At 60.0% G+C, this 24,259-nt stretch carries 20 protein-coding genes; 8 read left to right on the top strand and 12 right to left on the bottom strand.

What is annotated here, in order from left to right:
• Positions 1 to 19: 19 nt before the first annotated feature.
• On the bottom strand, positions 20 to 1,420 hold the full coding sequence (purB, locus tag B9Z43_RS05795) for an adenylosuccinate lyase (RefSeq protein WP_108323644.1): 1,401 nt from the start codon (positions 1,418 to 1,420) through the stop codon (positions 20 to 22).
• 120 nt (positions 1,421 to 1,540) lie between these two features.
• Here purB and B9Z43_RS05790 point away from each other — a divergent pair, with 120 nt between their 5' ends.
• The gene (locus B9Z43_RS05790) at positions 1,541 to 2,155 is read left to right on the top strand and encodes a glutathione S-transferase N-terminal domain-containing protein (protein WP_108323642.1); all 615 of its coding nucleotides are present in this window, start codon (positions 1,541 to 1,543) and stop codon (positions 2,153 to 2,155) included.
• Positions 2,156 to 2,250: 95 nt separating this feature from the next.
• Here B9Z43_RS05790 and B9Z43_RS05785 read toward each other — a convergent pair whose 3' ends face one another.
• The 9 genes from B9Z43_RS05785 to B9Z43_RS05745 all read right to left on the bottom strand — a co-directional run bounded on the left by B9Z43_RS05785 (position 2,251) and on the right by B9Z43_RS05745 (position 9,347).
• The gene (locus tag B9Z43_RS05785) at positions 2,251 to 2,685 is read right to left on the bottom strand and encodes a nuclear transport factor 2 family protein (RefSeq protein ID WP_108323639.1); all 435 of its coding nucleotides are present in this window, start codon (positions 2,683 to 2,685) and stop codon (positions 2,251 to 2,253) included.
• Positions 2,686 to 2,687: 2 nt separating this feature from the next.
• On the bottom strand, positions 2,688 to 3,461 hold the full coding sequence (locus B9Z43_RS05780) for an SDR family oxidoreductase (RefSeq protein WP_108323636.1): 774 nt from the start codon (positions 3,459 to 3,461) through the stop codon (positions 2,688 to 2,690).
• Entirely contained in the window at positions 3,458 to 4,000 is a 543-nt protein-coding gene (locus tag B9Z43_RS05775) for a DUF3833 domain-containing protein (RefSeq protein ID WP_108323634.1), read from the bottom strand. Before B9Z43_RS05775 ends, B9Z43_RS05780 begins: the two co-directional genes overlap by 4 nt.
• An 80-nt stretch (positions 4,001 to 4,080) precedes the next feature.
• Positions 4,081 to 4,635, bottom strand: coding sequence for a chalcone isomerase family protein (locus tag B9Z43_RS05770; protein WP_108323632.1), 555 nt, complete (start codon positions 4,633 to 4,635; stop codon positions 4,081 to 4,083).
• A 7-nt stretch (positions 4,636 to 4,642) separates the two neighbouring features.
• Positions 4,643 to 5,875: a class I SAM-dependent methyltransferase gene (locus B9Z43_RS05765; RefSeq protein WP_369910077.1), complete on the bottom strand. Its 1,233-nt coding sequence runs from the start codon at positions 5,873 to 5,875 to the stop codon at positions 4,643 to 4,645.
• Between the two features lie 17 nt (positions 5,876 to 5,892).
• On the bottom strand, positions 5,893 to 6,669 hold the full coding sequence (locus B9Z43_RS05760) for a DUF1365 domain-containing protein (protein ID WP_108323627.1): 777 nt from the start codon (positions 6,667 to 6,669) through the stop codon (positions 5,893 to 5,895).
• Entirely contained in the window at positions 6,666 to 7,961 is a 1,296-nt protein-coding gene (locus B9Z43_RS05755) for an NAD(P)/FAD-dependent oxidoreductase (RefSeq protein ID WP_108323625.1), read from the bottom strand. The genes B9Z43_RS05760 and B9Z43_RS05755 overlap by 4 nt, the downstream gene beginning before the upstream one ends.
• An 11-nt stretch (positions 7,962 to 7,972) precedes the next feature.
• The gene (locus tag B9Z43_RS05750; RefSeq protein WP_369910066.1) at positions 7,973 to 8,560 is read right to left on the bottom strand and encodes a glutathione peroxidase; all 588 of its coding nucleotides are present in this window, start codon (positions 8,558 to 8,560) and stop codon (positions 7,973 to 7,975) included.
• Positions 8,561 to 8,630: 70 nt separating this feature from the next.
• Positions 8,631 to 9,347, bottom strand: a complete 717-nt coding sequence (locus tag B9Z43_RS05745) for an alpha/beta fold hydrolase (RefSeq protein ID WP_108323620.1) — start codon at positions 9,345 to 9,347, stop codon at positions 8,631 to 8,633.
• Between the two features lie 501 nt (positions 9,348 to 9,848).
• On the opposite strand from B9Z43_RS05745, the gene B9Z43_RS05740 reads away from it, so the two are divergent.
• Entirely contained in the window at positions 9,849 to 12,455 is a 2,607-nt protein-coding gene (locus B9Z43_RS05740; RefSeq protein ID WP_108323618.1) for a TonB-dependent siderophore receptor, read from the top strand.
• On the opposite strand, the gene glnE is transcribed toward B9Z43_RS05740, so the two are convergent.
• On the bottom strand, positions 12,452 to 15,190 hold the full coding sequence (glnE, locus tag B9Z43_RS05735; protein ID WP_108323615.1) for a bifunctional [glutamate--ammonia ligase]-adenylyl-L-tyrosine phosphorylase/[glutamate--ammonia-ligase] adenylyltransferase: 2,739 nt from the start codon (positions 15,188 to 15,190) through the stop codon (positions 12,452 to 12,454). The two genes, B9Z43_RS05740 and glnE, sit on opposite strands and share 4 nt — an antisense overlap.
• A gap of 31 nt (positions 15,191 to 15,221) precedes the next feature.
• Between glnE and B9Z43_RS05730 the strand changes: the two genes are divergently transcribed.
• Genes B9Z43_RS05730 through B9Z43_RS05715 form a run of 4 tightly spaced genes read left to right on the top strand, consistent with a single transcriptional unit; the run spans position 15,222 to position 22,589 of the window.
• Positions 15,222 to 19,298 carry a YhdP family protein gene (locus B9Z43_RS05730; RefSeq protein WP_233250041.1) on the top strand — a complete coding sequence of 1,359 codons (4,077 nt, stop codon included), beginning with the start codon at positions 15,222 to 15,224 and terminating at the stop codon, positions 19,296 to 19,298.
• A gap of 7 nt (positions 19,299 to 19,305) precedes the next feature.
• Positions 19,306 to 21,399 (top strand): sensor histidine kinase, encoded by a 2,094-nt coding sequence (locus tag B9Z43_RS05725; protein WP_108323611.1) that lies wholly within the window; start codon positions 19,306 to 19,308, stop codon positions 21,397 to 21,399.
• A gap of 9 nt (positions 21,400 to 21,408) precedes the next feature.
• Positions 21,409 to 22,053, top strand: a complete 645-nt coding sequence (locus B9Z43_RS05720) for a response regulator transcription factor (protein ID WP_108323609.1) — start codon at positions 21,409 to 21,411, stop codon at positions 22,051 to 22,053.
• Between the two features lie 2 nt (positions 22,054 to 22,055).
• Positions 22,056 to 22,589, top strand: a complete 534-nt coding sequence (locus B9Z43_RS05715; protein ID WP_199222257.1) for a C40 family peptidase — start codon at positions 22,056 to 22,058, stop codon at positions 22,587 to 22,589.
• A 19-nt stretch (positions 22,590 to 22,608) separates the two neighbouring features.
• Here the strand turns inward: B9Z43_RS05715 and B9Z43_RS17490 are convergent, their stop codons facing one another.
• On the bottom strand, positions 22,609 to 22,743 hold the full coding sequence (locus tag B9Z43_RS17490) for a hypothetical protein (RefSeq protein ID WP_255417087.1): 135 nt from the start codon (positions 22,741 to 22,743) through the stop codon (positions 22,609 to 22,611).
• On the opposite strand from B9Z43_RS17490, the gene B9Z43_RS05710 reads away from it, so the two are divergent.
• Both B9Z43_RS05710 and B9Z43_RS05705 read left to right on the top strand, forming a co-directional pair.
• The gene (locus B9Z43_RS05710) at positions 22,742 to 23,890 is read left to right on the top strand and encodes a murein transglycosylase A (RefSeq protein ID WP_233250042.1); all 1,149 of its coding nucleotides are present in this window, start codon (positions 22,742 to 22,744) and stop codon (positions 23,888 to 23,890) included. The two genes, B9Z43_RS17490 and B9Z43_RS05710, sit on opposite strands and share 2 nt — an antisense overlap.
• A gap of 10 nt (positions 23,891 to 23,900) precedes the next feature.
• Positions 23,901 to 24,176, top strand: a complete 276-nt coding sequence (locus B9Z43_RS05705) for a YkgJ family cysteine cluster protein (protein WP_108323602.1) — start codon at positions 23,901 to 23,903, stop codon at positions 24,174 to 24,176.
• Positions 24,177 to 24,259: the final 83 nt, after the last annotated feature.

The following is a 24,259-nucleotide window of genomic DNA, read 5'->3' as shown; positions in this document are numbered from 1 at the left end:
GACTGTCTTCGTCGAAACCTCAGACGCGGCGGGCCAGTTCAGCGGCCTTGCCCACGTAGCTGCCTGGCGTCATGGCCAGCAGGCGGTCTTTGTCGGCTTGCGGGATGTCCAGGCCCCGAATCAGGCCATGCAGGTCCGCAGCGGTGACGGTCTTGCCGCGGGTCACTTCCTTGAGCTTTTCGTAGGCGCCCTGCACGCCATAGCGGCGCATCACGGTCTGGATCGGCTCGGCCAGCACTTCCCAGGCAGCGTCCAGATCAGCGGCCAAAGCTTCTTCATTGAGTTCGAGCTTGTTCAGGCCCGTCATCAAGGAGGCATAGGCCAATGCGGTGTAGCCCAAGCCCACGCCCATGTTGCGCAGCACAGTGGAGTCGGTCAGGTCACGCTGCCAGCGGCTGATCGGCAACTTCTCGCTCAGGTGCTTGAGCACGGCGTTGGCCAGGCCCAGGTTGCCTTCGGCGTTTTCAAAGTCAATCGGGTTGACCTTGTGGGGCATCGTCGATGAACCGATTTCGCCGGCCTTGAGGCGTTGCTTGAAGTAACCCAAGCTCACATAACCCCAAATGTCGCGAGACAGGTCGATCAAGATGGTGTTGGTGCGGGCCACGGCATCGAACAACTCGGCCATGTAATCGTGCGGCTCGATCTGGATGCTGTAGGGCTGGAACGTCAGGCCCAAGCCCCAATGGCTGTCCTGGGTTTCGCTCAGTTCGGGCGTTTCCACAACCTTTTTGGCGAAAGCTTCCCAGTCAAAGTCGGGCCAGGCCGACAGGTGGGCGTTGTAGTTGCCCACAGCGCCATTCATCTTGCCCATCAGCTTGACGGCGGCAATCTTTTCACGGCAACCGTTCAAGCGCATCACCACGTTGGCGATTTCCTTGCCCACGGTGGTGGGGCTGGCGGTCTGGCCGTGGGTGCGGCTGAGCATGGGCACTTCAGCAAAGGTGTGCGCCATCTCGCGCAACTTGGCAATCAAGCCGTCCAAGCCGGGCAAGATCACCTGAGCTCGGGCGCCTTTGATCTGCAGGGCATGGCTGGTGTTGTTGATGTCTTCGCTGGTACAGGCAAAGTGCACGAATTCACCCACATGCTCCAGCTCGGGGCGGTCCTTGAATTTGGACTTGATCCAGTACTCCACGGCCTTCACGTCGTGGTTGGTGACTTTCTCGAACTCTTTGATGGCCACCGCATCGGCTTCCGAAAAATTCTTCACCAGCGCCGTCAGGTAACTGCGGGCACCGGGGGTCAGGGGCTTGAATTCGGCAAAGCCCGCATCGGACAAGGCGATGAACCAGGCAATCTCCACCTGAACGCGGCGGTGCATATAGCCTTGCTCGCTCATCAACGGGCGCAGAGCATTGAGTTTGCTGGCGTAACGGCCATCCAGCGGCGAAAGGGCGGAAATGGGGGAAAAATTCATCCCCCAATTGTAGTTGGCGAGGCTTTCAAGAGCCTAAGCGACACAATCCTGTGGCCTGTCAGGCACTTTGCAGATTCTCCCCCCTAGAATCGTCCTCATCTTCACAAGACTTCTGGACACATGAAACTCATCGGCGCCATCACCAGTCCTTACGTGCGCAAAGTGCGCGTTGTCATGGCCGAAAAAAAGCTGGACTACCAGTTCATCAACGAAGATGTCTGGTCTGAGCAAACTCGCATTCATGAGTCCAATCCTTTGGGCAAAGTACCCTGCCTGATCATGGAAGGCGGCGAAGCCGTGTTCGACTCACGCGTGATCGTGGAGTACCTGGACACCCTCTCGCCCGTGGGCAAACTCATTCCTTCTGCGGGGCGCGAGCGTGCCGAAGTCAAAACCTGGGAAGCATTGGCCGATGGCCTGCTTGATGCCGCCATCCTGGCTCGCCTGGAGGCCGTGTGGCCCGGGCGCACAGACAGCCAGCGCAGCACGGCCTGGATTGACCGGCAACAGGACAAAATCCACCACAGCCTGCGCGCCATGAGCCTGGGTTTGGGCGACAAAGCGTTTTGCTCAGGCATCCACATGAGCTTGTCGGACATCGCTGTGGGCTGCGCGGTCGGCTATCTGGACTTCCGCTTCCCGCAGATCGACTGGCGCACACCTTATCCAAACTTGCAAAAGCTCTACGACAAACTGTCGCAACGCCCCAGCTTCGCAGACAGCCAACCGGCTTGATGTGGCTGTCGCTCGCAGCTGAAGCTGCGACGATGATCCATCCCCGCATGGCAACGCTTCACCGTCGGGGCTACAGCTCCGACTTGAGGATCACCTCAGGTGTTGGCCTTCTTTTTGAGCCAACGCATCACCCCGCCCAGCAGGGGCAGTTTTTCGTACAACTCTTCGGCCGCATCCCAGTAGTCTCGGTGCAAGGTCACCAAGCCTTGCTCGTTGAACAGGATGTGGCTGCCGCCACGCACGGTTTGCAAAGTGTGCGTGTCAAAGCGCTTGAAGCGAAAGCGGAACTCCCAAGTTAAAAAGGCCTGCGCCCCATCGACCAACTGGCTGGTGATGACGAAATGCGGCCCATCCAGCGCCACATACATGTGCCGAAAAATGCGCTCGATCTCGGGCAATCCCTGCACCTCATTGAAGGGGTCCTTGAAGTGGGCCTGTGCGTCATACAAGGCATGCAACTGCGGCACGCTTTGCGGCGTCAACGCTTCAAAGAACCGGGCCAGGCGGGCGGTGGCAAGGCGTGTGTCCATGGTCAAAGTCCTGTGAAGCGCCGCACCAGCGGAAAGTACCAACGGTAGGGCAAGACGCGCAAGAGCTTGAGCCACAGGGTAAATCGCTTGGGAAAGTGGATGTCAAAAGTACCTTGGGCCCAGCCCTTGAGCATCGCTTGAGCCGCTTGCTCAGGGCTGATCAAGGCGGGCATGGTGAACTCGTTTTGCGCTGTCAAAGGTGTGTCGACAAAACCGGGGTTGACCACGCTCACGCCGATGCCCACGTCTTGCAAATCGAGGTACAGGGTTTCGGCCAAATGGGTCAGGGCCGCCTTGGTCGGGCCATAGGCCAGACCATTGGGCAAGCCGCGCCACCCCGCCACACTGCTGAGCAAGCTGATGTGGCCATGACCTTGCGCCAACAGGCCGGGCAAGACGGCATCCAGCACCTGCAAAGCCCCCTGGTAATTGACCCGGTCGTGTTGCAACAGCTGCTGCAAGTCCATCGCCGTAGCGCGTTGAGCGCGGTAGTGGCCTGCGGCATAGACCACCATGTCGAGCGGACCTTGCGCCAGAATATTCTGCGCTGTGGCCTGCACATCGGCCTGCACCGTGACATCCAATGGCTGCCATTGGACACCCGTATCGCTTGCGGCCCAGTCACTAACGCCTTGCGGATTGCGCGCTGAAATGATCACCAGCGCACCGGCTTGCCGCATCTGCTGCGCACAGGCTAAGCCAATGCCAGTGGATGCGCCCACCAGCCAGACGCGTCGGCCCGTCCAATCGGTGATGGGTGTGTTCAAGGCCTTCATTTCGGCAACGCCAAAGGCGTGCGGCGGGTGAAGGACAAAGTCACTTCGCCCAGGCGAATGCCCCACTTGCTCATGGTCGCCTTGTTGAGCATCACCCGCTCGTCCATCAGGTACATCCAGTCGTCAAAGTCCACCTCCCAGACCTTGCCGTCAACCGGCAAGGCGAGGGTGTAGCCCCAGCGAAAAGCGTTGCCACTGACCTGGCCCTGGGCTTGGCCCACCACATCGTCGGCCACGCCGGTATAGGCGCCGTTTGGCCCGGCTTTGAGCTTCCAGATGCGGCGCTGGCGTGTGCCATCTGAATACACAAAGGCTTCATCCAACACGCCTTCGTCACCTTGCCAGCTGCAATCCATCTCGACCGTGAAGCGCTTGACCACCTGACCGCTGCGGTCGGTGAAGACGCCCCAAGCGTCGACCTTGCCATTGAAGTAGGTGCGCAAGTCGAGGTTGGGTTTTTCTTGCGCGTACTGCTGCACCTGAGGCGATGCACAGCCCCCCACAAAGGGCAGGCTTGCGGCCAGAGGGAATACGGCCATGCGCCGCAAAGCGCGGCGACGGTGATCGAATGCAGTCATGATGTGCCTTTCATTGGACCAGCTCGGGAGCCTGGCACCATTCACGGCGCCAAGCCTTGCAAAAGCTGCAAACGCATCTTGGGCTCAGACGTGCGTTCGTGCAGCCAAATGCCAAAAAATAACCGGGCAAAAACGGGGTCTTGCACCAGCCCCAAGCGCTGCCCGTTGAACCAAAACTCCACCCCTTTGCCGGGCCAGTTCAATCCTGTGATGCGGTCGTTGTGATCCACATTGGGAAACAACTGCCGCATGGCCTGAAGCCAGGTTTTTTCCTGCTGCTCGCTGAACGTGCCTACACGTCGCATTTCTTGTATCGACCGGCTGGCGATGGCATCACCATCGAGCTTGCGCAAATACTTCAGCTCCAGCGCAAACGGCTGTTGTTCAAACCGGGACGCAACGAAGCCCGGCAAAGTCCACAGTCGGGCGTCGTAGACATCAAAGCCCCACACACGCAAGCGCGAAAAGGCTGTCGGCACGGCGCCCTTGGGCACCGCCGTCTCAGACACCAAAGCTGTATCCGCCCAAGCCGATGGCAATGCACCCATGACCACGCATGAGAGTGTCAGGATCGATGAACGAATGGCGCGAAACATGGCCTGCTCAAGCGGGCTTGCGCAATGTGAACTGGATCACATCGATGTTGGCCTCATCAAAAGCCGCTTCGCAATACGCCAGATAAAACTCCCACAATCGAATGAAGCGGTCATCGAACTTGAGGGCGCGAACATGGTCCAGCTGCGCCATGAAGCTGTCGCGCCAACGACGCAAGGTCTCGGCGTAGTCGGGGCCAAAGTTCAACTCGTCCACCACCTCCAGGCCTGCGGCACGCGCTTGCTTGCGGAACTCGCTCGGACTGGGCAAGCAGCCGCCCGGGAAGATGTACTGCTGGATGAAGTCGGTGGACTTCACATACCGGTCGAACAAGGCATCGTCGATGGTGATGCTCTGGATGCAAGCGTGACCACCGGGCTTGAGCAAGCGACTCACGGTCTGAAAATACGTGGGCCAATACGCTTGGCCCACCGCCTCGATCATCTCGATCGAGCAAATCGCATCGAACGGTGCATCGCTGATGTCGCGGTAATCCTGCAAACGCAAATCGGCCTGCGCCGCCACACCCAAACGGCTCATGCGCGCTTGGGCAAAGGCCAGCTGTTCGGTGGACAAGGTCACGCCCGTGATGTGCGCACCCAGCTCGCAGGTGGCTGCCTCGGCCAAAGCACCCCAACCGCAACCGATCTCCAACACCCGGTCTCCCGGCTGGACACCCGTCATGCGCAAGGCCCGGCGGACTTTGGCTTTTTGCGCCTCCGCCATGTCCTGGGTCTTGTCGCCGTCAAACAAGGCCGACGAGTAATTCATCGTGCCATCCAGCCAAACTTGGTAAAACGCATTGCCCAGGTCGTAATGCGCGTGGATGTTTTTGCGGCTGTTGGTTTTGTTGTTGCGGTGCAGCCAATGTTTGACCTGGTACGCCAAGCGCCCCAGCCAGTGGCCATAAATGGCGCTTTCGATCTCGCGGCGGTTGGCGATGAACAAGCGCAACAAATCCGCCAAAGAGGGCGTGGCCCAATCGCCATCCATATAGGCTTCTGCAAAGCCGATGTCGCCCGACTTGAGCACGGCGGCGCACACCTCCCAGCGCTGAATGTGCAGCGTGGCAAAAGGGGCCTGGTGGTTGCCAAACACATGTACGGCACCATCGGGGCCGTACAAGGTGAGGGTGCCCACCTTCAAGCGGGCCAGCAAGGCCATCACCCGCTTGGCCGCTTGGGGCAGAGGGACAGAGGCTGCGGCCACGGGCGCCATTGCGCCATTCAAGGGGGAAGCCATCGATTCGGTGTCGTTTTTCATCGGGTCACAAACAATGAAGGGGGCGCGGGCTTGCGCCAAAAAGGAACCTTTTTGAGCCACAAGAGCAAGGCGTGCCAGTGGATGCGGGCCACCACACCCAGCGTGAGCAGGGGAAAGCGCCACATCACACGGCGCAGGGCCGCCGCAGTGGCCGGCTCCAGCGTGCCACTCCAGCTGGTGTCAATCAGAGGGCCGTCGGCGTCGGCATGCTCCACGCGGGCCACCAGTTGCTCTTGGCCATCGCGCTGGGTGCGCATGAAGCGAAAACGGTATTCGCCCTGCACGTCGCAAAAAGGCGAGACATGGAAAACCTTGTCGGCCCTCAGCGTGTGACCGTATTGGGGCTTGGGCAAGAGGTAACAGTGCCGCTCGCCAAAGGTGTTGTTGACCTCGGCCACAATGGCCGCCAAGCTGCCGTCGCTGCGGTGCGCGTACCAAAAGCTGACCGGCTTGAAGGCATGGCCCAGCACACGGGGAAACGTCTGCAACCAAACTTCGCCTTGCGCATCGGTGATGCCTTCTTGATGCAGCAACTCGTCCATCCAGGCCAAGGCACCGCCTTGATCGGCTGGGCGCCCGTCGCCATGGTCCACGTCGTGAAAGGCAAACCAGGCCCGGCGGTTGATGGCCAAATCGGCTGTGGCGGCATGGGCCTGCAAACGGCGCATGGGCAACATCAAAAATGCGGTGGGGTACACAAAAGCGTGGCGCGCAGGGCGCATGCGGGTGTGCCGCACCTGGCCCCAGCCAATGCAGGCACCCGCCGTGTTCATGGGGTGGTGGCTTTCATTTTGCTCAGCAACATGCGGCCCACCTGCAGGCCCGATTTGAGCCCGTCCTCGTGAAATCCATAACCAGCCCACGCCCCCGCAAACCAAGTGTGTTGCAAGCCCTGAATCAAGGGCAAGCACTGCTGGGCCTTGATGGCCCGCAAATCAAACACAGGGTGCGCGTAGTCGTACTCACCCACGATGGTGGACGGATCGATGCCTTGCACCGGGTTGAGCGACACCACCACCGGCTGCTCAAACGGGATGCGCTGCAAGCGGTTGAGCAGGTAATGCAAACACACGCGCGACGACTCGCGCTCATTGCTGGGGGCACGCTCGTAATTCCAGGCGGCCCAGGTCTTGGGATTGGCAGGCAACATCGAAGCATCGGTGTGCAAGACCGCGCGATTGGCCTGGTAGCGGATGCTGCCCAGCACATGCTGTTCGTTGGGTGTGGCTTCGCGCAGCATGGCCAGGGCCTGGTCGGTGTGCGTGGCGATCACGACCTCGTCAAAATGCTCGGTGCGCCCATCGGTGATGATGCGCACGCCTTGCTCATCGCGCTCAACCATGCGCACGGGTGTGTTCAAGCGCTTGTCGGGCACATGGGCCAAAATTTTGTCCACGTATTGCCGCGCACCGCCCACCACGCTGAACCATTGTGGCCGGTTCATCACTTGGATCAGCCCATGGTTGTGGCAAAAGCGGATCATGGTGGCCACGGGAAACTGCAGCATCTGATCGGTTGGGCAACTCCAGATACAGCCGAGCATCGGCAAGAAATACCAATCACGGAACTGCTCACTGAACTTGTGCGTGGTCAGAAAATCTTTCAGCGGCTGCTGCAAGGCTTGCTCACTTTGCTCTTGTGCGATGCGGGTGCACAGCTCGTTGAAGCGGATCACATCGCTGAGCATGCGCCAAAAACGGGGGCTCACCAAGTTGCCGCGTTGCGCAAACACCGTGTTCAGGTTGGTGCCGCTCCACTCCAGGGCTCGGCCATTTTTGGCGCCAGGCACTTTCACCGAAAACGACATGTCTGACGGCGCCGTCTCGACCTGCAGATCAGAAAACAGCTGGATCAAGTTCGGATAGGTCCGCTCATTGAAGACCAAAAACCCTGTGTCCACGCCGTGAGTGACCACGCCCTTGGCCGTTGGCAGCGTCACATCCACCGTGTGGGTGTGCCCGCCAAAATAATCGCCCGCTTCGAACAAAGTGATGTCCGCCACGCCTCGGAGCGTGTGTGCCACGGCCAGGCCTGAAATGCCCGAGCCCACAATGGCCAACTTCATGCGTGGAGAATTCATGGTGCAGTTTTCAAGGATTTCTCAATCGCCGAGATGAGCGACTTGCTGTCTGGCCCGGTGATGCTGCCATAGCTGTCCAGCAGCTTGCCATCACGGCCAATGAGGTATTTGTAAAAATTCCAGCGGGGCTTTTGGCCCGATTCGGCGATCAATTGTTTGTAGAGCGGTGAAGCCCCGTCGCCCGTGACCTGGGTCTTGGTGAACATGGGGAACTTCACGCCGAAGGTGTTTTCGCAAAAATCGGCGATTTGCTTGTTGCTGCCGGTCTCTTGCGAAAAATCGTTGGACGGAAAACCCAGCACCGCAAAGCCCTTGTCTTTGTACTTGGTATGCAAGGCCTCCAGCCCTTTGTACTGCGATGTGAAACCACAAAAACTGGCGGTGTTCACCACCAGCAAGACCTTGCCGCTGTATTGACACAAGGATTGGGGCTTTTCATCCTGCAAACGCTCCACCGTGTGGTTCAGCAAGGCCGGACATGCGGCTGTGGGCATGGCCGCAGGGCCAGCGGCCATGCCCTGCGCGGCCCATGCCAGCAGACCGGCAGCCATGGCCAGCCTTTTTTGATTCCAAACGTGTTTCATGTGAACTTCCCGCCTCATTGACCGACGGGTCAGTTTAATGGCCTTCTTTGCCCCTTGCCCAGCCAATGAATTAAGCAGCCAACCAATGCAGCAAGGCGTCTGCCACCGCTTGGGCCTGCTCCATTGGGGCCATGTGGCCTGCATCGGCAAAAACGGCCAGCCGGGCATGCGGCACCAATGCCCGCATCGCCTGGTGCTGGGCCAAAGGCGCCCACAAGTCCTGATCGCCACAAGCGATCAGGGTCGGCACACTCAGGCTTTGCAACACTGGGCGGGCATCTGGCCGCGCCAGCAGGGCACGGATCTGCGCTTCAAAAATGTCATCACTCTTGCATTCGAACATGGCCACAATGGTTTCGATCAAGGCCGCATCCGCCAAGCGCTGAGGATGCACCATACCTTGCACCCAGGCGCTGGCCATGCTGCGCACGCCTTGGGTGCGGGCAATGTGCAGCAGTTGCTGGCGTTTGTCTTGTTCGGCCCGCCCCGCATCCCCCTGGGCCAAGGGCAAGTAGCCGGTGTCCAGCAAGGCGATGCGGCTGACACGGTCCGGCGCCTGGCGCACCACCTCCAAAGCAACCCTGGCCCCCATGGAATGGCCCGCCAAAGCAAACCGTGCGGGTGCTTTTTGCAGCAGTTGCTCGGCCATCAGCGGCAAGCTGTCGGCTGCGCCATGGTCCACCACCTGGCAATCCGCTGCATGCGCGATGAAAGGGGTCACTGGCGCCCAGACGGCCTCATTGCACATGAGGCCGGGGACGAGCAGCAAGGGTTCTTTTGGATACATTTTTCTATTCATGGCTTGGATGTCACCTCAAAGCCAGTTGGTTTTTTCTGATTGTCGTTTGAAAAGCGCAGGCGCTACGCACTTCAGTCCGCGAGCATCGACACCGGCAATGGCCTCTTGCCAAGCGCTCAAGGACCATCTTTGGACATACGCTCAACCATCGTGGCGGCTTGACCGCGTCGACGGTGAGACCAGACTGGGCTGCTCCAGCTGCGGTGTTTTGAGCTGCCGCACGCAGCGGAAAGCCCATGGCCTGAGCAGGGTCAAGACGTCAGTCTCTCGATTGCCATATTTCGCCCTTTTATGACTTGCCATTGCGGAATTCAGCCATCTGTACAGAGTCCGCCATAAGCTTCAACTACTATGCGCTTAGTTGTTTTTTTCAATTGACTACGTTAATAGACATAAAAATCAATTTTGTGATTTAATTGCCACTCACCAATCTTCAGAAGTGCAAAAGACGCAAAAAGCGCATGCACATGACAGCTCAGGGAGGAAATCATGAATAAGCTCATTCACTGGAGCTGCGCCGCAGCTTGGTCTGCCACCTCACTCATGCCGGCCATGGCCCAGACCGATGCGCCGTTGAATAAATATCCTGCTCTAGAGATCAACGATACGCCGCTGGAATACCGGCAATTTGAAAAAGTAGAAATCACGGGGTCAGCCATCTTGGCCAAAGAGGCCAAGGAGGCCTTGCCCGTCCAAGTCATCACACAACGCGAGATTGAACGCACCGGCAGCACCAACTTGAGCGAGTTGCTGCAACAGCTGCCATTGATGAACAATTTTGCAGAAAACGGGACGCTCGGGACCGGCGCCGGCGGCCCGCAATCTGCCGCCATACATGGCTATGCCAGCGGCACGCTGGTTTTGCTCAATGGCAGGCGCCTGCCGTATTACGGCAACAACCCCATTGCCGGAGAACGCGCCTATATCGACTTGAACATACTTCCATTGTCAGCCATCGAACGGATTGAAATCCTCACCGATGGCGCATCGACACGGTACGGTTCTGACGCCATGGCTGGCGTGGTCAACATCATCACCAAATCCTCCGTTCAAGGCACCACCATCAGCACGCAACTGACCTGGCCAGCAGGCGGCAAAGCAGTAGGCGAGCAAATGAACTTGTCGTGGGGCAAGGGCAAAACCGAAATTGACGGCTTCAGTGTGCAGCTGCATCTGTCCCTGGAAAAGCAAAAACCGCTTTATGCAGGCGATCGCATGGCGTCCAAAGAAGCCGCTTATGTCCTGGACGTGAACGGTCAAAAGCTTTGGTCACTGGGTAACAACCTCAGTTTGCACGGCTGGCCGGCGAACATCATGACGCCTGAAGGCATCACTACCCACCCAGTCCTGAGCCAAACTGGACGGTGCCCCGATCAGTGGTATGGACTGTCCAACGGTCAGTATGCGGAGTGTTACCGCAATACGCAAACCGCCTTGACGCTTTACCCGGGATTGGACAAAAAACAAATCTTTGCAAGCGGTGAAGTGCAACTTAACAACAACTGGCATGCCTTCGGCCAATTGTTGCTGGGCGAATATGTTCAATCCTTCGTCGCCAAAGACTCGTATGACCTGGGAATTCCACTCAGTGATGGCAACTATGCCTTGTTCACCTCTCAGCCCTTGGGACCCATCACACAGGCCTACACCAACAAGTCATACCAAGCCACCTTGGGACTGCGAGGGCAAATTGAAGACTGGGACGTCGTGGCGTCACTGTCCAATGGCGAGCACCGTGTCGTTCGTGAATACACCAGCGGGATCGTTCGAGCAGCACAATGGCGAGCCATCCAAAAATCAGGTTTGACCCTTGAGGATTTTTCGCAAGATTACCGCCAGCTTTCTGACTCAACTTGGGCCAAGTTCAGCCCTCATCAGCAAAAAGAAAATTTATTGCTGGATGACGCCAACACCCACTTGAACGCTCTGGACTTGCTGGCCTCTAAAGAATTGGCCAATACCGACCATGGTCCCATTGCCTTGGGTCTTGGCTTGAACTGGCGCCGTGAAAGCATCAGCAATTTCGTCAACCCGTTGATCAACACAACACAAAGACCAGACTTTACAGCCCAACGCAGCAACACCGCTGTTTACGGGGAGCTCCAGCTCCCTGTGAGCGCGCGCAGTGAACTCACCGCGTCACTTCGTCAAGACCAGTACTCTGATTTTGGACAAGTACAAACGGGAAAACTGGGGTGGCGGTGGCGGCCTGCTTCTGATTTAATGTTGCGGGCGTCTGTTGGCACCGGATTCAGGGCACCGACATTGGCCCAAATGATGCCTCTCAGCACGCGCTTGGGCTATGTACTAGATCCGATCAGCGACACTTATATTCAAGTAAAAACCTACGGGAACCCCGATTTAAAACCCGAGCGCTCGATCCAGTCCAGTGTGGGCGTGCGTTGGGAGCCCAACCCCACCTGGACCCTTGGCGCCGATCTGTGGCAATTGCAACTCAAGGACACATTTGGAAACTTAACAGCTGAGTCGATCCTCCGCGACCCTCTGCTCCGTGCACAATTTTTGGTCGAGGGGCCTGACAGTTACCTCAAGTCGTTGAACAAAAATCTCGGCCACGCAATTTATCAAGGCATTGATTACGATGCCCAATGGCGCCATCCCACCGACTTTGGCCGCTTACGCCTGAACCTCAAGGGCACGTGGAACCTGACCTCCAAATCACAATCTGCGCCGAACGGCGATTACCAATCAGATTTGGGGCAATTCAATCCAAATAGTTATACCGTCACACCAAAGCACCAATTCATGATGTCCTTAGGGCTGGAGCAATCGAATTGGAGCATCTTCAGCGCCGTGAATTACCGGTCTGGGAACAAGGAAACGGTAAGCCTTCTGAATCTGGTGACGGGCGAATACACCGACATTGAGCGAAAAGTGCCTGCGTACTGGACACTTAATTTAGGCGCCCGCTGGCAAACCCATCGCCAATGGACATTGAGCGGTCTCATCGCCAACCTCACCGACAAAACACCACCCTTGCGGCTCATCTCCACCGGCATCATCAATGGCGTGGACACCCGATACGCCAACTACTACGGACGCACCCTCAAGCTCAAAGCCGAATACAAGTTCTAAGCCATGGCCCAGCGCCACAGCGCCAACACCGCATCGCGCTCTGACGCCAATGCGGCCAGGGGGACATCAGTGGGCTCTTCATTCAAGCGGGCCCGGTGCTGCACTCGGCGCATCTCGCGGTAAGCATTGGCCGCCGCTTCGCCCACACCCGCAGGCAACAAGCCAACTTTTTCTGCGCGTTGCAGCAAAGCGATGTTGCCCACGTTGTCGGCCAGCTCAGGGTGCTGGGCGGTGTGCAGCAGCACCAGGTATTGCACGGCAAACTCTGCGTCGACCATGCCGCCGGGGCTGTGCTTGACATCAAAACGGTCCGCCTTGACCGCATGACCCTGGCGCACGCGTTCGCGCATGGCCACGATTTCAGCCTTGAGGCTGGCCGCATCGCGCTCAGCGCTGATGACGGCGTGGCGCACGGCGTCAAAGCGGGGCGCCAGTGAGGGCAAGCCCATCACAAAACGGGCGCGGGTCATGGCTTGGTGCTCCCAAGTCCAGGCGGCGTTGCTGCCGCGTTGCGCTTGGTAGTCGGCATAGGCCTCAAAACGCGTGACCAAAAGACCCGCGTTGCCGTTGGGGCGCAAGGCGGTGTCGATTTCGTACAAATCGCCGTCAGCGGTCTTGACGGTCATCCAGTTGATGAGCTTGCGCACAAAGGCTGCATAAATTTCCTGGGCGCGTTCATCTTCGTCGTCGTACACAAACACGATGTCCAGGTCGCTGCCGTAGCCCAATTCTTTGCCGCCCAACTTGCCATACGCGATGATGGCAATGGCAGGCTCGTCGCGGTGCCGTTGCTTGAGGCGGCTCCAGCACCAACGCGCGGTCACGCGCAGCACCGCGTCTGCCAAGGCGCTCAGGTCATCGGCCACCTGTTCCACCGTGAGCACACCTTCCACGTCACGCGCCAGCGTGCGGAACTGCTCGGCGTGGTGGGCGCGGCGCAGCAAATTCAAAAGGCTTTCTTCGTCGTCTTCGCCGGTGCGCTGCAGCGCGACCAAACGCGCTTGCAGTTCGGCTTCAAATTCGGCGGCATCAAAGCGGCTGTCAAACAAGTTGCCGCCAGCCAGTTCGTCGATCACGCCCGGGTGTTGCAACAAGTAACGGGCAGGCCATTTGGCCGCGCCCAACAAACGCAGCAGCCGCTCGTGCACCGAGGGGCGCTCCAGCATGAGCGCGAGATAGCTTTCGCGGCGCAGCAAGGGCTCGATCCAGTCGACCATGCGCAGCACGGCTTCTTCGCTGACGCGGCCTTCTTGCAGCCACTGGGCCGTGCGTTGCAGCAAGCGCATGAGACGGCCTCGAGCGTCGTCGCGCAAGGCTTGCACACGGGGATTGCCAGGCCATTGGGCCAGGCGCTCACCGATGCGGCCACTGAACACGCTGGCGATGCCGTCCAGCTCGGCAGGGGCCCGTTGCCCGTTTTTGCCGTTGCAGCCTTTGCACTCGCGGTCACCGCCGAGCAAGATGTCAAACTCTTGCGCCACCACTTCGCGGTGCGCGTCGAGCGCGCTCAAAAAGCGGCAGGTATCGGCATACCCCATGGTCTGGGCGATCCAGGCCAGGTCGTCATCGCGTGTGGGCAATACATGGGTTTGCTGGTCGTCCAGGTACTGGATGCGGTGCTCCACCTGGCGCAAGAACACATAGGCCGCGCTCAGGGCATCGGCGGTGGCCTGTGGCATGAGGCCCGCTTTGGCCACACGCTGCAAGGCGTCCAGCGTGGGGCGCGTGCGCAGCTCTGGAAACTGCCCGCCGCGCACCACCTGCAAGAGTTGTACGGTGAACTCGATCTCCCGGATGCCGCCACGCGAGAGCTTCACATCGTTGGCGCGCTCGGGGTGGCCCGCGCTGCGCTTGGCCGCATGGTCGCGGATTTGCTGGTGCAGCGTGCGCAACGACTCGAACACGTTGTAGTCCAGATACCGGCGAAACACAAAGGGCAACACCACGCTGCGCAAATTCTGAGCCGAGCCGCTGACCACCGCACTGCGGGGCGCCACGACTCGGCTTTTCATCCAGGCAAAGCGCTCCCACTCGCGACCTTGCACCAGCAAATATTCTTCCAGTGCGCCCAAAGACACGACGCTGGGGCCCGAGTTGCCGTTGGGGCGCAGCGCCAAATCCACCCGGAACACAAAGCCATGCTCGGTGGTGTCGCCAATCAGCGCATACATGCGTTTGACGGCACGGCTGAAATATTCCTGCGTCGAAATCTTGTTGCGGCCCTCGGCGTTGCCCGCCGTCTCGCCGTCTTCGTCGTACACATAAATCAGGTCGATGTCGCTGGAGACATTGAGCTCGCGCGCACCGAGCTTGCCCATGCCAACAATCCACAGCTCGGCACGCTGGCCGCCGGCCGTCATGGGCGCGCCGTGGTTGTTGTCCAGATCGGCCAGCGCCTGCCGGCAAGCGATGTCGAGCGTGACTTCGGCCAGCCAGGTCATGCCGTGGGTGATGGCCTGCAGCGGCGCCTGCTGCGTGCAATCGAGCTGAACCAGGCGCTCCATGGTCAGTTGGCGCAACACCCGCAAGGCGGCGCCGGTGTCCAGCCCTTTGTCCTGAAGGGCGGCAAAGGTCTCGCTCAGGCTGTTTCGGGTCGGCGCGCCTGGCGGCAAGAGGGGCAGCCAGTCGGCATAACGGCGCTGCAAACGCTGCACAAAACGTGAATGCGAAGCCAAATTTGCCGAAACCTGCTCATTCGTGGGCTGAACGACATCCAAAGGCACACTGCGGGTCATAATTCCTGCCAACTTTCTGATTCAAACGTTTGTGCTGTCCATCCCCCATTTTCCCCGCCTGACTCGGTGGCTGAACCACGGCATCCACGCCCTGAGCTGGGTGCTGCTGGTGCTGTGTTTGTTGCTGGGGCTGGCCTGGGGCGTCCTGCATTTATGGATTGTGCCGCGAATCGCTGATTACCGCCCCGCACTGGAGCGCTTGGCCCAGCAAACCATGGGGGTGCCGGTTCGCATCGGCGCCTTGTCTGCGCAATCGACAGGTTGGGCACCCTCTTTTGAGCTGCGCCAAATTGAATTGCTCGACGCCCAAGGTCGACCCGGGCTGATCTTGCCGCGCGTGGTGCTGGCCATCAGCGTTCGGTCGGTCTTGCGCCTTCGCCTTGAACAGCTGGTGCTGGACGCGCCAGAGCTGGACATCCGGTGGACCGCTGACGGCCATTGGTTGATCGCGGGTCTGGATTTACCCCCCAACCCGCAAGGCAACAGCGCCGCAGCCGATTGGCTGTTCTCTCAAAACGAAGTGCTGGTGCGTGCTGGCACCGTCCGCTGGACCAACGAGCGTGCACAACTGCCCCCCAAGGGCAAGACACGGCCGTCGGACAAACCGGCGCCGGCCACCGAAACGCTGGCGTTGCGTGAGGTCGATCTGGTCCTGCGCAATTCGACCCGTTTTCACGACATGCGGCTGGACGCAACCCCCCCCGAAGAATGGGGCGCACGTTTCGTGACGGTGGGGCGCTTCAAGCGAGGCTTGCTGTCCACACACGCGGCGCAGTTCTCGGACTGGTCAGGGCAGGCCTACGCCTATTTCCCCAAAGTCGACGTGGCACAACTGCGCAAGCAAGTGCATCTGGGCGCAGACATCCAGTCCGGCCAAGGCGCCTTGCGACTGTGGAGCGATTTTGAAAAAGGGCAATGGACCGGAGGCGCGGCCGACAGCGACCTGACCGATCTGAACATCCGACTGGACCCACAACGAGCGCCCTTGGCTTTTGAACACGTCTCAGGGCGCGTCTCTGTGCAGCGGCTCCCGCAAAAATTTTCACTCGCTTTGCAGAACTTGTCTTTTGTCAGCGCCGAAGGTCTGCATTGGCCTGGTGGCAACCTGAAGTTGACCTACACCCACGAACAACTTCAGGCACGAAAACCCGCTCAAGGCCGCATCCAGGGCGACCACCTCGATTTGCAAGCGCTGCGCGATCTGTCTTTGCGCTTGCCGCTGCCCGATGCATTGCACCAACAACTGCAAACAGCCGACGTGATGGGCCAAGTGGACGCACTGCAATTGGCTTGGGTGGGTGACTGGGAAAATCCGCAAAGCTATGAAGCCCAAGCGAACGTTAGAAATTTGAACCTGCCAGCACGCGCACCCAGCGCAACACAGGAGCGCTCGCCAAGTTGGCCAGGGGTGCAAGGGGCTCAGGTCCAAGTCAAAATGACACAGGCCGGCGGTCAAATGCAGCTTGACATGGGCGCAGGCGCTGCCCTCATGTTGCCAGGCATTCTGGAAGAGCCCGTCGTGCCCATCAACAGTCTGCATGCCCAGGCACGTTGGCAACACAAGGATGGCTTGTGGGACGTGCCGCAATGGTCTGTGCAACTGAACAACGCCGATCTGAATGGCCAATGGCAAGGTCAATGGCATGGCCGTGCGAAAGGCCTGGGCATGCTCGAGTTGCAAGGCCAGGTCAGCCAGGCCAATGCAGCGCGTGTACACCGTTACCTGCCCCTGTCTTTGCCCGCATCGGTACGCCAGTATGTGCGCGATGCCGTGGTCAAGGGCAGCTACAGCGGGGTCCAGGTCAACATCAAAGGCGACCTCGATCGTTTGCCCTTTGCCAACCCCAAAGATGGTGAATTCCGATTCGCCGGACGTTTGAACGGTGTGGAACTGGACTATGTGCCCGCATCTTTGATGCCCAGCAACAGCCTGCCCTGGCCACGTCTGCACGAACTCTCGGGACAACTGGTGTTTGACCGATTGGGCATGAAACTCAGCGATGCCTCGGCCCGCGCTGGCGAGGCAAAAACGGGCATGCCTTTGAGCGGCATCCAGGCCAAAATTGCCAACATGGCCGAGCAAGCCACACTGGAAGTCTCTGCAGAACAAAAAGGCCCTGCCGCGCAAGTGCTCAGCCTGATTCAAAAGTCAGCCCTGGACAAGCTCTTGGGCTCGGCCTTGCATGACATGCAAGCCACGGGCGTCATCCAAACCCGCCTCAAACTGAGCATCCCCTTGCTGGCGACGCACAACACCAAAGTGCAAGGCGCCCTTGCCTTGAACAGCAACGATTTGCGGGCAAGCACGGTGTTACCGGTTTTTGAAAAAGCCCAAGGGACCATTCAATTTTCAGAATCTGGTTTTAGCCTGAATGCCGTTCAGGCACGTTTTCTGGGCGGCCCGATCCGGATAGAAGGCGGTTTGCGGCCCACCAGCAACAGCAGCGAACCCACATTGCAGCTGCGTGCACAAGGCGAAATCAGCGCCGAAGGCTTGCGTCAAGCCCGCGAATTCCAACCCCTTGATGACTTGGCCAAACACCTCAGTGGCAGCACGCCTTACACCGCCAATCTGGGGTGGCGTCAGGGCCAACCCGAGCTGCTCATTCAAAGTCAACTGGAAGGCCTGGGACTGAAGTTGCCCGCGCCATTGAACAAGTCAGCGGCATCGGCCATGCCGCTGAGCATACGCAGCCGCGTCCAAAACACCGGCAGCAATTTACAAGACCGCCTGCAAATTGATCTGGGCCGCGTGGCCGCGGTTCAGTATGTGCGCGACCTGTCAGGTCAAACGCCTCGCGTCTTGCGCGGCAGCATGAGTTTGGGCAACGCCAACGGCGCCTTGCCGCCCATGCCCGAAGCCGGTGTTGCCGCCACCATCACGATCGACCAATTCTCTGTCGGCGAGTGGCAGGCCTTGTGGCCCGCCAGCCAGAATGCAGAGGCGTCTGGCAAGGACCACAGCGCCATGCAAAGCTACTTGCCAACTCGCATTGGTTTGCAAGCCAACACCATCACCGCTGAAGGCCGCACCCTTCATGAAGTGGTCGCCGGTGGTTCGCGCGATGGCTTGACATGGCGCGCCAACGTGGATGCCCGCGAGTTGAGTGGGCACCTCGAGTTTCGCCAATCCTCCGGTGGCCAGCCAGGCCATTTGTATGCCCGCCTCGCACGCCTGAACCTGCCTCCATCCAGCGCAGCCGATGTCGAAAGCCTGTTGGATGCACCGCCAACCCAGCTGCCCGCGCTGGACATCGTGATCGAGCAACTGGAACTGCGTGGCCTGAAACTGGGACGCATCGAAATCGAAGCACTCAACAGTGCGCTGGCCATACCGAGAGGCAAACCCGCCGGCGAATGGCGACTCAACAAATTCAACATCATCTTGCCGGAGGCCACACTGCGAAGCACCGGCCGGTGGCTGACGGCCAGCGAAGGCAGCAACTTGCGCAAAACCGAAATGAATTTTCGCTTGACCGTCAACGATGCTGGGGACTTGCTGACACGCTTGGGCACCCCTGGCGCCCTGCGCGACGGCAGTGGCGATCTAGAAGGCCACATCAGTTGGAACGGTTCGCCGCTGACACTGCACCACCCCAGCATGAGCGGCCAGTTCGACGTGAAGATGGGCCGCGGTCAATTCCTCAAAGCCGACGCAGGTGCTGCCAAACTGCTGGGCGTGCTCAGCTTGCAAGCCTTGCCGCGCCGCTTTTTGCTGGATTTTCGTGACGTGTTCTACGAAGGTTTTGCCTTCGATTCTGTGACAGGACATGTCAGCATCGACCATGGCATTGCCACCACGCGCAACTTGCAAATCAAGGGCATCAATGCTGTGGTGCAACTGGATGGCTGGGCAGACCTGTCCAAGGAAACACAGCAATTGCGTGTGGTGATTTTGCCCGAGGTGGACACCGGCACAGCGTCTTTGGTGGCCGGCATCGCTGTCAATCCGCTGGTTGGCCTGACCACCTTTTTGGCACAGCTTTACTTGCAATCACCTTTGAGCCGTGCTTCGACACAGGAGTTCCTGATCGACGGCAACTGGACTGCACCACGCGTCAAACGCGTGTCGCGCGATGCAGACAAAACCGATGCGCCAACAAAGTAAACAGACGATGAAATCGCTGCGATCGTTGCAGATTTTTCAACCCCTCTTGAAAGGCCTGCGTGCTTGGCGCTTGGCGCAAAACGAGGGGCTGTTCAAGGTCTCCGGACGGCGTTCCTTGTGGGCCGCCCTCATGGCACTGGTGGTGGCTGTGCTGGTCACGCTGGTGTGGCTTGCTGGACGCTACGAAATCAGCCAACTGCAAGCCGAACTGGAGCGCGACACCACCGATGCGGTCAACGACATCCGCAGCGGCCTGTCTCTGGATGTGCAGACCTTGCAAGCACTGCAGGCACAGCACACCACGCTCAAAAGCTGGTCCACAGAGGCCCTCACTTTATTGCGCGACAACCGCGACTGGTTGCGCCTGGAGTGGCGCGATGCGCGGCTCAATAGCCTGGCGTTTGTGGAGTCCCCCCTGCGCGCACCCGTCTTTGAACGCGCACCGCGAATCGACACGTTCGCAGAAGGCATTCAAGCATGCCAGCGGGCACGGCGGCTCAACGGTCCCGCCTATTCCACCAGCTACTACGTGCCCCAAACCGACGGCTTGGGCATGGAGGTCATGGAGCTGTGCCTGCCGCAAACACTGGCAGGCGAGCTGGTGGGTTACACCATCGTGACCTATGGTCTGCAAGCCATGCTGGCCGAGCGTTTGGGCAACACACTGGGCCGACGCAACGAAGTGTCTTTCACCGAAGCCGACGGCACACGCCTGGCCATTGCCGGCACCCAGCGACGCGGCCTGCGGCTGTTCACAGCGCAGCAATTGGTGGACTTGCCGGGCAACACCCTGGTGCTGCGCATGGACAGCCGCAGGGGCGAACCCGATTTGTTCCCCAACGTGCTGACCGCCTTGGTCACCGCCATGTCGATTGCACTGATCACGGTGATGGTGCTTTTGGTCAAGGACTCGCGCAGACGCCTCAAAGCCGAACACGCCCTGGCCGATGCGCTGGCTTTTCGCAAAGCCATGGAAGACTCCTTGGTCACCGGCTTGCGCGCGCGGGATTTGGAGGGCCTCATCACCTACGTCAACCCGGCTTTTTGCGACATGGTGGGCCTACCGGCCAGTGCGCTCATTGGACACAACGCCCCCATGCCTTACTGGCCACCCGAAATGGTGGACGAATACAAACAACGCCAAGCGATCCGACTGGCGGGCAATGCCCCGCCGCGCGAAGGTTTCGAATCGGTGTTCATGCGCCAAGATGGCACGCGCTTTCCGGTGCTGATCATCGAAGCCCCGCTGATCAACACCCAAGGCCAGCAAAGCGGCTGGATGGGCGCGGTCATCGACATCAGCGAGCAGCGCCGCATTGAAGAAGTCTCACGCGCCAGCCAGGAGCGTTTGCAGGCCACCGCCAGGCTGGCCACGGTGGGCGAGATGGCTTCGCTGCTCAGCCATGAACTGAACCAGCCACTGGCCGCCATTGCCAGTTATGCCAACGGATCGCTCAATTTGCTCAAAGACCCCGATGCCTTGGCGCAATCGCAAGACGATGTGCACATGGCGCTGCGCCGCATTGCCGAACAAGCCGGCCGGGCCGGGCGCGTGATCAACAGCGTGCACGACTTTGTGCGCCGCCGCGACCAGGCCCGCGAAGCCGTGACACCCCATGCGCTGATGGATGCCATCTTGCCTTTGGTCAATCTGCAGGCCCGCAAACTGCAGGTGAACGTGGTGACCCGCATTGAGCCGCGCCTGCCTGCCGTGTGGTGTGACCGCACCATGGTTGAACAAGTGCTGCTGAACCTGGCGCGCAACGGCATGCAGGCCATGGACCGGCCCGAATGCACAGAGCGCGTGTTGCTCTTGCAAGCCCGGCGAGGAGCATCCAATGCCGAACAAAGTTGGGTGGAATTCGCTGTCACCGATGTGGGCACGGGCATTGCACCCGAAGTGGCCGAGCAACTTTTCACACCCTTTTTCACAACCAAAGCCGAGGGCATGGGCCTGGGCCTGAGCCTTTGCCGTACCGTGGTTGAACAACACGGTGGGCATCTGGAGTTCGAGGCGCAGACGACCAAGGGCACCGTGTTTCGCTTCACTTTGCCTGCGGCACTCGTTGAGCAGGCCAGCACCACACCGACCAAAGCCTAAAATCCGGCCATGCATTCTCCCCAAGACAGCACGGTTTACATCGTGGACGACGACATCAGCGTGCGCGAAGGCATGGCCTGGCTGCTGCGCACACGGCGCTTGCTGAGCGAGCCTTTTGACAGTGCTGAGGCCTTTTTGGCCATGCTGGAGAAAACCACGGACAACGGGGCATCTCCCGTCAAACAAGCCGGTTGCATTTTGCTGGACGTGCGCATGCCGGGCATGAGCGGACTGGCTTTGTTTGAGCAGTTGCTGGCCAATGGCCTTGCGCAGACTTGGCCCGTGATTTTTTTGACCGGCCACGCTGACGTGCCCACCGCGGTAGACAGCGTCAAGCGCGGGGCTTTCGATTTTTGCGAGAAGCCCTTTTCCGACAACGCGCTGGTTGATCGCATTGAGCAAGCCTTGCACCTGTCTCACGAACGGCTGGCGGCCCGTCGCCAAGCGGGACTGCTGCAATCGCAATTGGGCGAATTGACCGAGCGCGAACGCGACGTCATGCGCCTGGTGGTCGAAGGCCTGCCCAACAAACTCATCGCCGACCAGCTCGACATCAGCGTGCGCACCGTGGAAGTCCACCGGGCCCGTGTGTTCGACAAAATGCAGGTCAAGTCGGCGGTCGAGCTGGCCAATTTGCTGCGCACACTGTCATGAGCATGGCCCGGGCACACCTGACCCGCCAAGCCTGGTGGACGACAACAGAGCTTTGTCTAGCGGCAGCGCTGCTGGCAGGATGCAGCGCCCCTGCGCCTTACAAGGCCAAGCCCGCCACGCCACCCACGGCGTCCAGCACAAGCCCCTCACCGCACAACGCCACGCGCAACGACCTGGCCTTGTACGCAATGTCCTTGCTTGACACGCGTTATGCCTGGGGTGGGCGCGGGCCCGCCATGGGCTTTGACTGCTCGGGTTTGGTCACGCATGTTTACAAAGAGGCTGCGGGCATGAAGCTGCGCGGCACATCGGCCGATCTGGGCCGCTTGTCACGGCCTGTGGACACCGCTTCTCTACAAGCCGGCGATCTGGTGTTCTTCAACACCCTGGGCGCGAGGCATTCACACGTGGGCGTGTATGTGGGCGATGGCCGCTTTGTGCACGCCAGCAACGAGCGCACCGGCGTGCGCATCGACCACCTGAGCAACCGCTACTACGCCAAGCGGTTTGAAGGCGGTCAGACCTTGCTCGACTGATGTCGCCTGTTGCAGCCCGTCACGGTTTGTCTTGGTCCGCATCGTCTGGGCGGGCAGACAACTCCCCTTTGGAGCGTCCGGCAAACATCGTCCACCAGACAATCACAACCAAGACGACCAAGGCCAGCAAAGCTTCCAGCAAAATCAAACCCATGAACACGTTCCTTTTGATGCGATGGCCATCGGCCCGGGCCGCATGGTTATTGGCCGCGATTGTAGGCAGTCTGGCCGGCTGCAGCATGAGCCCGCGCCAGCAAACCCCTTGGCCAGAGGCAAAACCTGGCCCACAAGCAGGCCCAATGCCCTCGGTCATCACGCAGGCCCAAAGCCGCTGGGTGCCGGTGCCCTGGTCCCACATCACCGGGCTGGACAACGACGACCTTCAAGAAGCCTGGCCCGCCTGGCAACAAAGCTGCCTGCGCCCCGCACCCGCCTGGAAAACCCTCTGCCCCGAAGTGCAACAACTCGCCAACGCCTCGGCTGCTGCACAGCGCCAATGGCTGCGCCAGAAGCTGCAAGCCTACCGCGTGGAGTCGCTCGACCAACGCAGCGAAGGACTGCTGACCTCGTACTACGAGCCGGTGCTCAACGCCTCGCGCCAACCACGCGCAGGCTACAACGTGCCCTTGTATGCGCCCCCTGCCAGCCTGGCCCAGCGCAAGCCCTGGTACACCCGCCAGGAGATGGAGACCACATCCGCTGCCCGCACCGCCCTGCGCGGCAAAGATCTGGTGTACCTGGCCGACCCGGTCGATGCCATGGTGCTGCACATCCAGGGCTCGGGCCTGGTCAACCTGACCGAGCCCGATGGCCGCCAGCGCCTGGTGCGCATGGCCTATGCGGGCACCAACGAGCAACCCTACAAAAGCATTGGCCGATGGCTGCTCGACCAAGGCCTGATCCGCGATGCGTCCTGGCCCGGCATCAAGGACTGGATCGCACGCAACCCCTCGCGCGTGAACGAGCTGCTGTGGCAAAACCCGCGCGTGGTGTTCTTCAAGGAAGAAGCCTTGCCGCCGGGCATCACACCGCCCGGCCCCAAAGGCGCGCAAGGCGTGCCGCTCACCGCAGGCCGCTCCATCGCGGTGGACCGCAGCAGCATTCCCTATGGCACGCCGGTGTGGCTGCGCTCGCAAGGGCCGGTGACATCGCTGGACAAACTGGTGCTGGCGCAAGACACCGGCACCGCCATCGTGGGTGCGGTACGGGCCGACTACTACGCAGGCTCGGGTGCAGCCGCAGGCGAGCTGGCCGGGCGCATGAAACAGCCTTTGCAGTTGTGGGTCTTGTGGCCCAAATGAAGGCTTTGACATGAAGGCCGTGTCTTGCCGCGCAGGCTGCGCCGCTTGTTGCATTGCGCCGTCCATCTCCTCGGCCATCCCCGGCATGCCTGGCGGCAAACCGGCAGGCGTGCCCTGCGTGCAGCTCGACGAGCAGCTGCGCTGCAAGATTTTTGGCCAGCCCGGCCGCCCCGCCGTGTGCGGGCAGCTGCAAGCGTCTCTTGAGATGTGCGGCGCTGTGGACGATGGCGGGCAGTACGCAAGCATTTACCTCACGCAACTGGAAACGCAAACCCGCCCCGGCTGAAGGTGCGCCAAGTCACCAAGAGGTCTGACCGCGCACACGCTTGTGGTTAAGCTGAACGCCTTGTTCTGATTCACCCCCGCAGG

Origin of the sequence: Limnohabitans sp. MMS-10A-192 (genome assembly GCF_003063335.1) — a bacterium.
In the GTDB taxonomy this organism is placed as follows: domain Bacteria; phylum Pseudomonadota; class Gammaproteobacteria; order Burkholderiales; family Burkholderiaceae_C; genus Limnohabitans_A.
The sequence above is the reverse complement of the archived record's forward strand: the minus strand, read 5'-3'. Positions and strand labels throughout refer to the sequence as shown.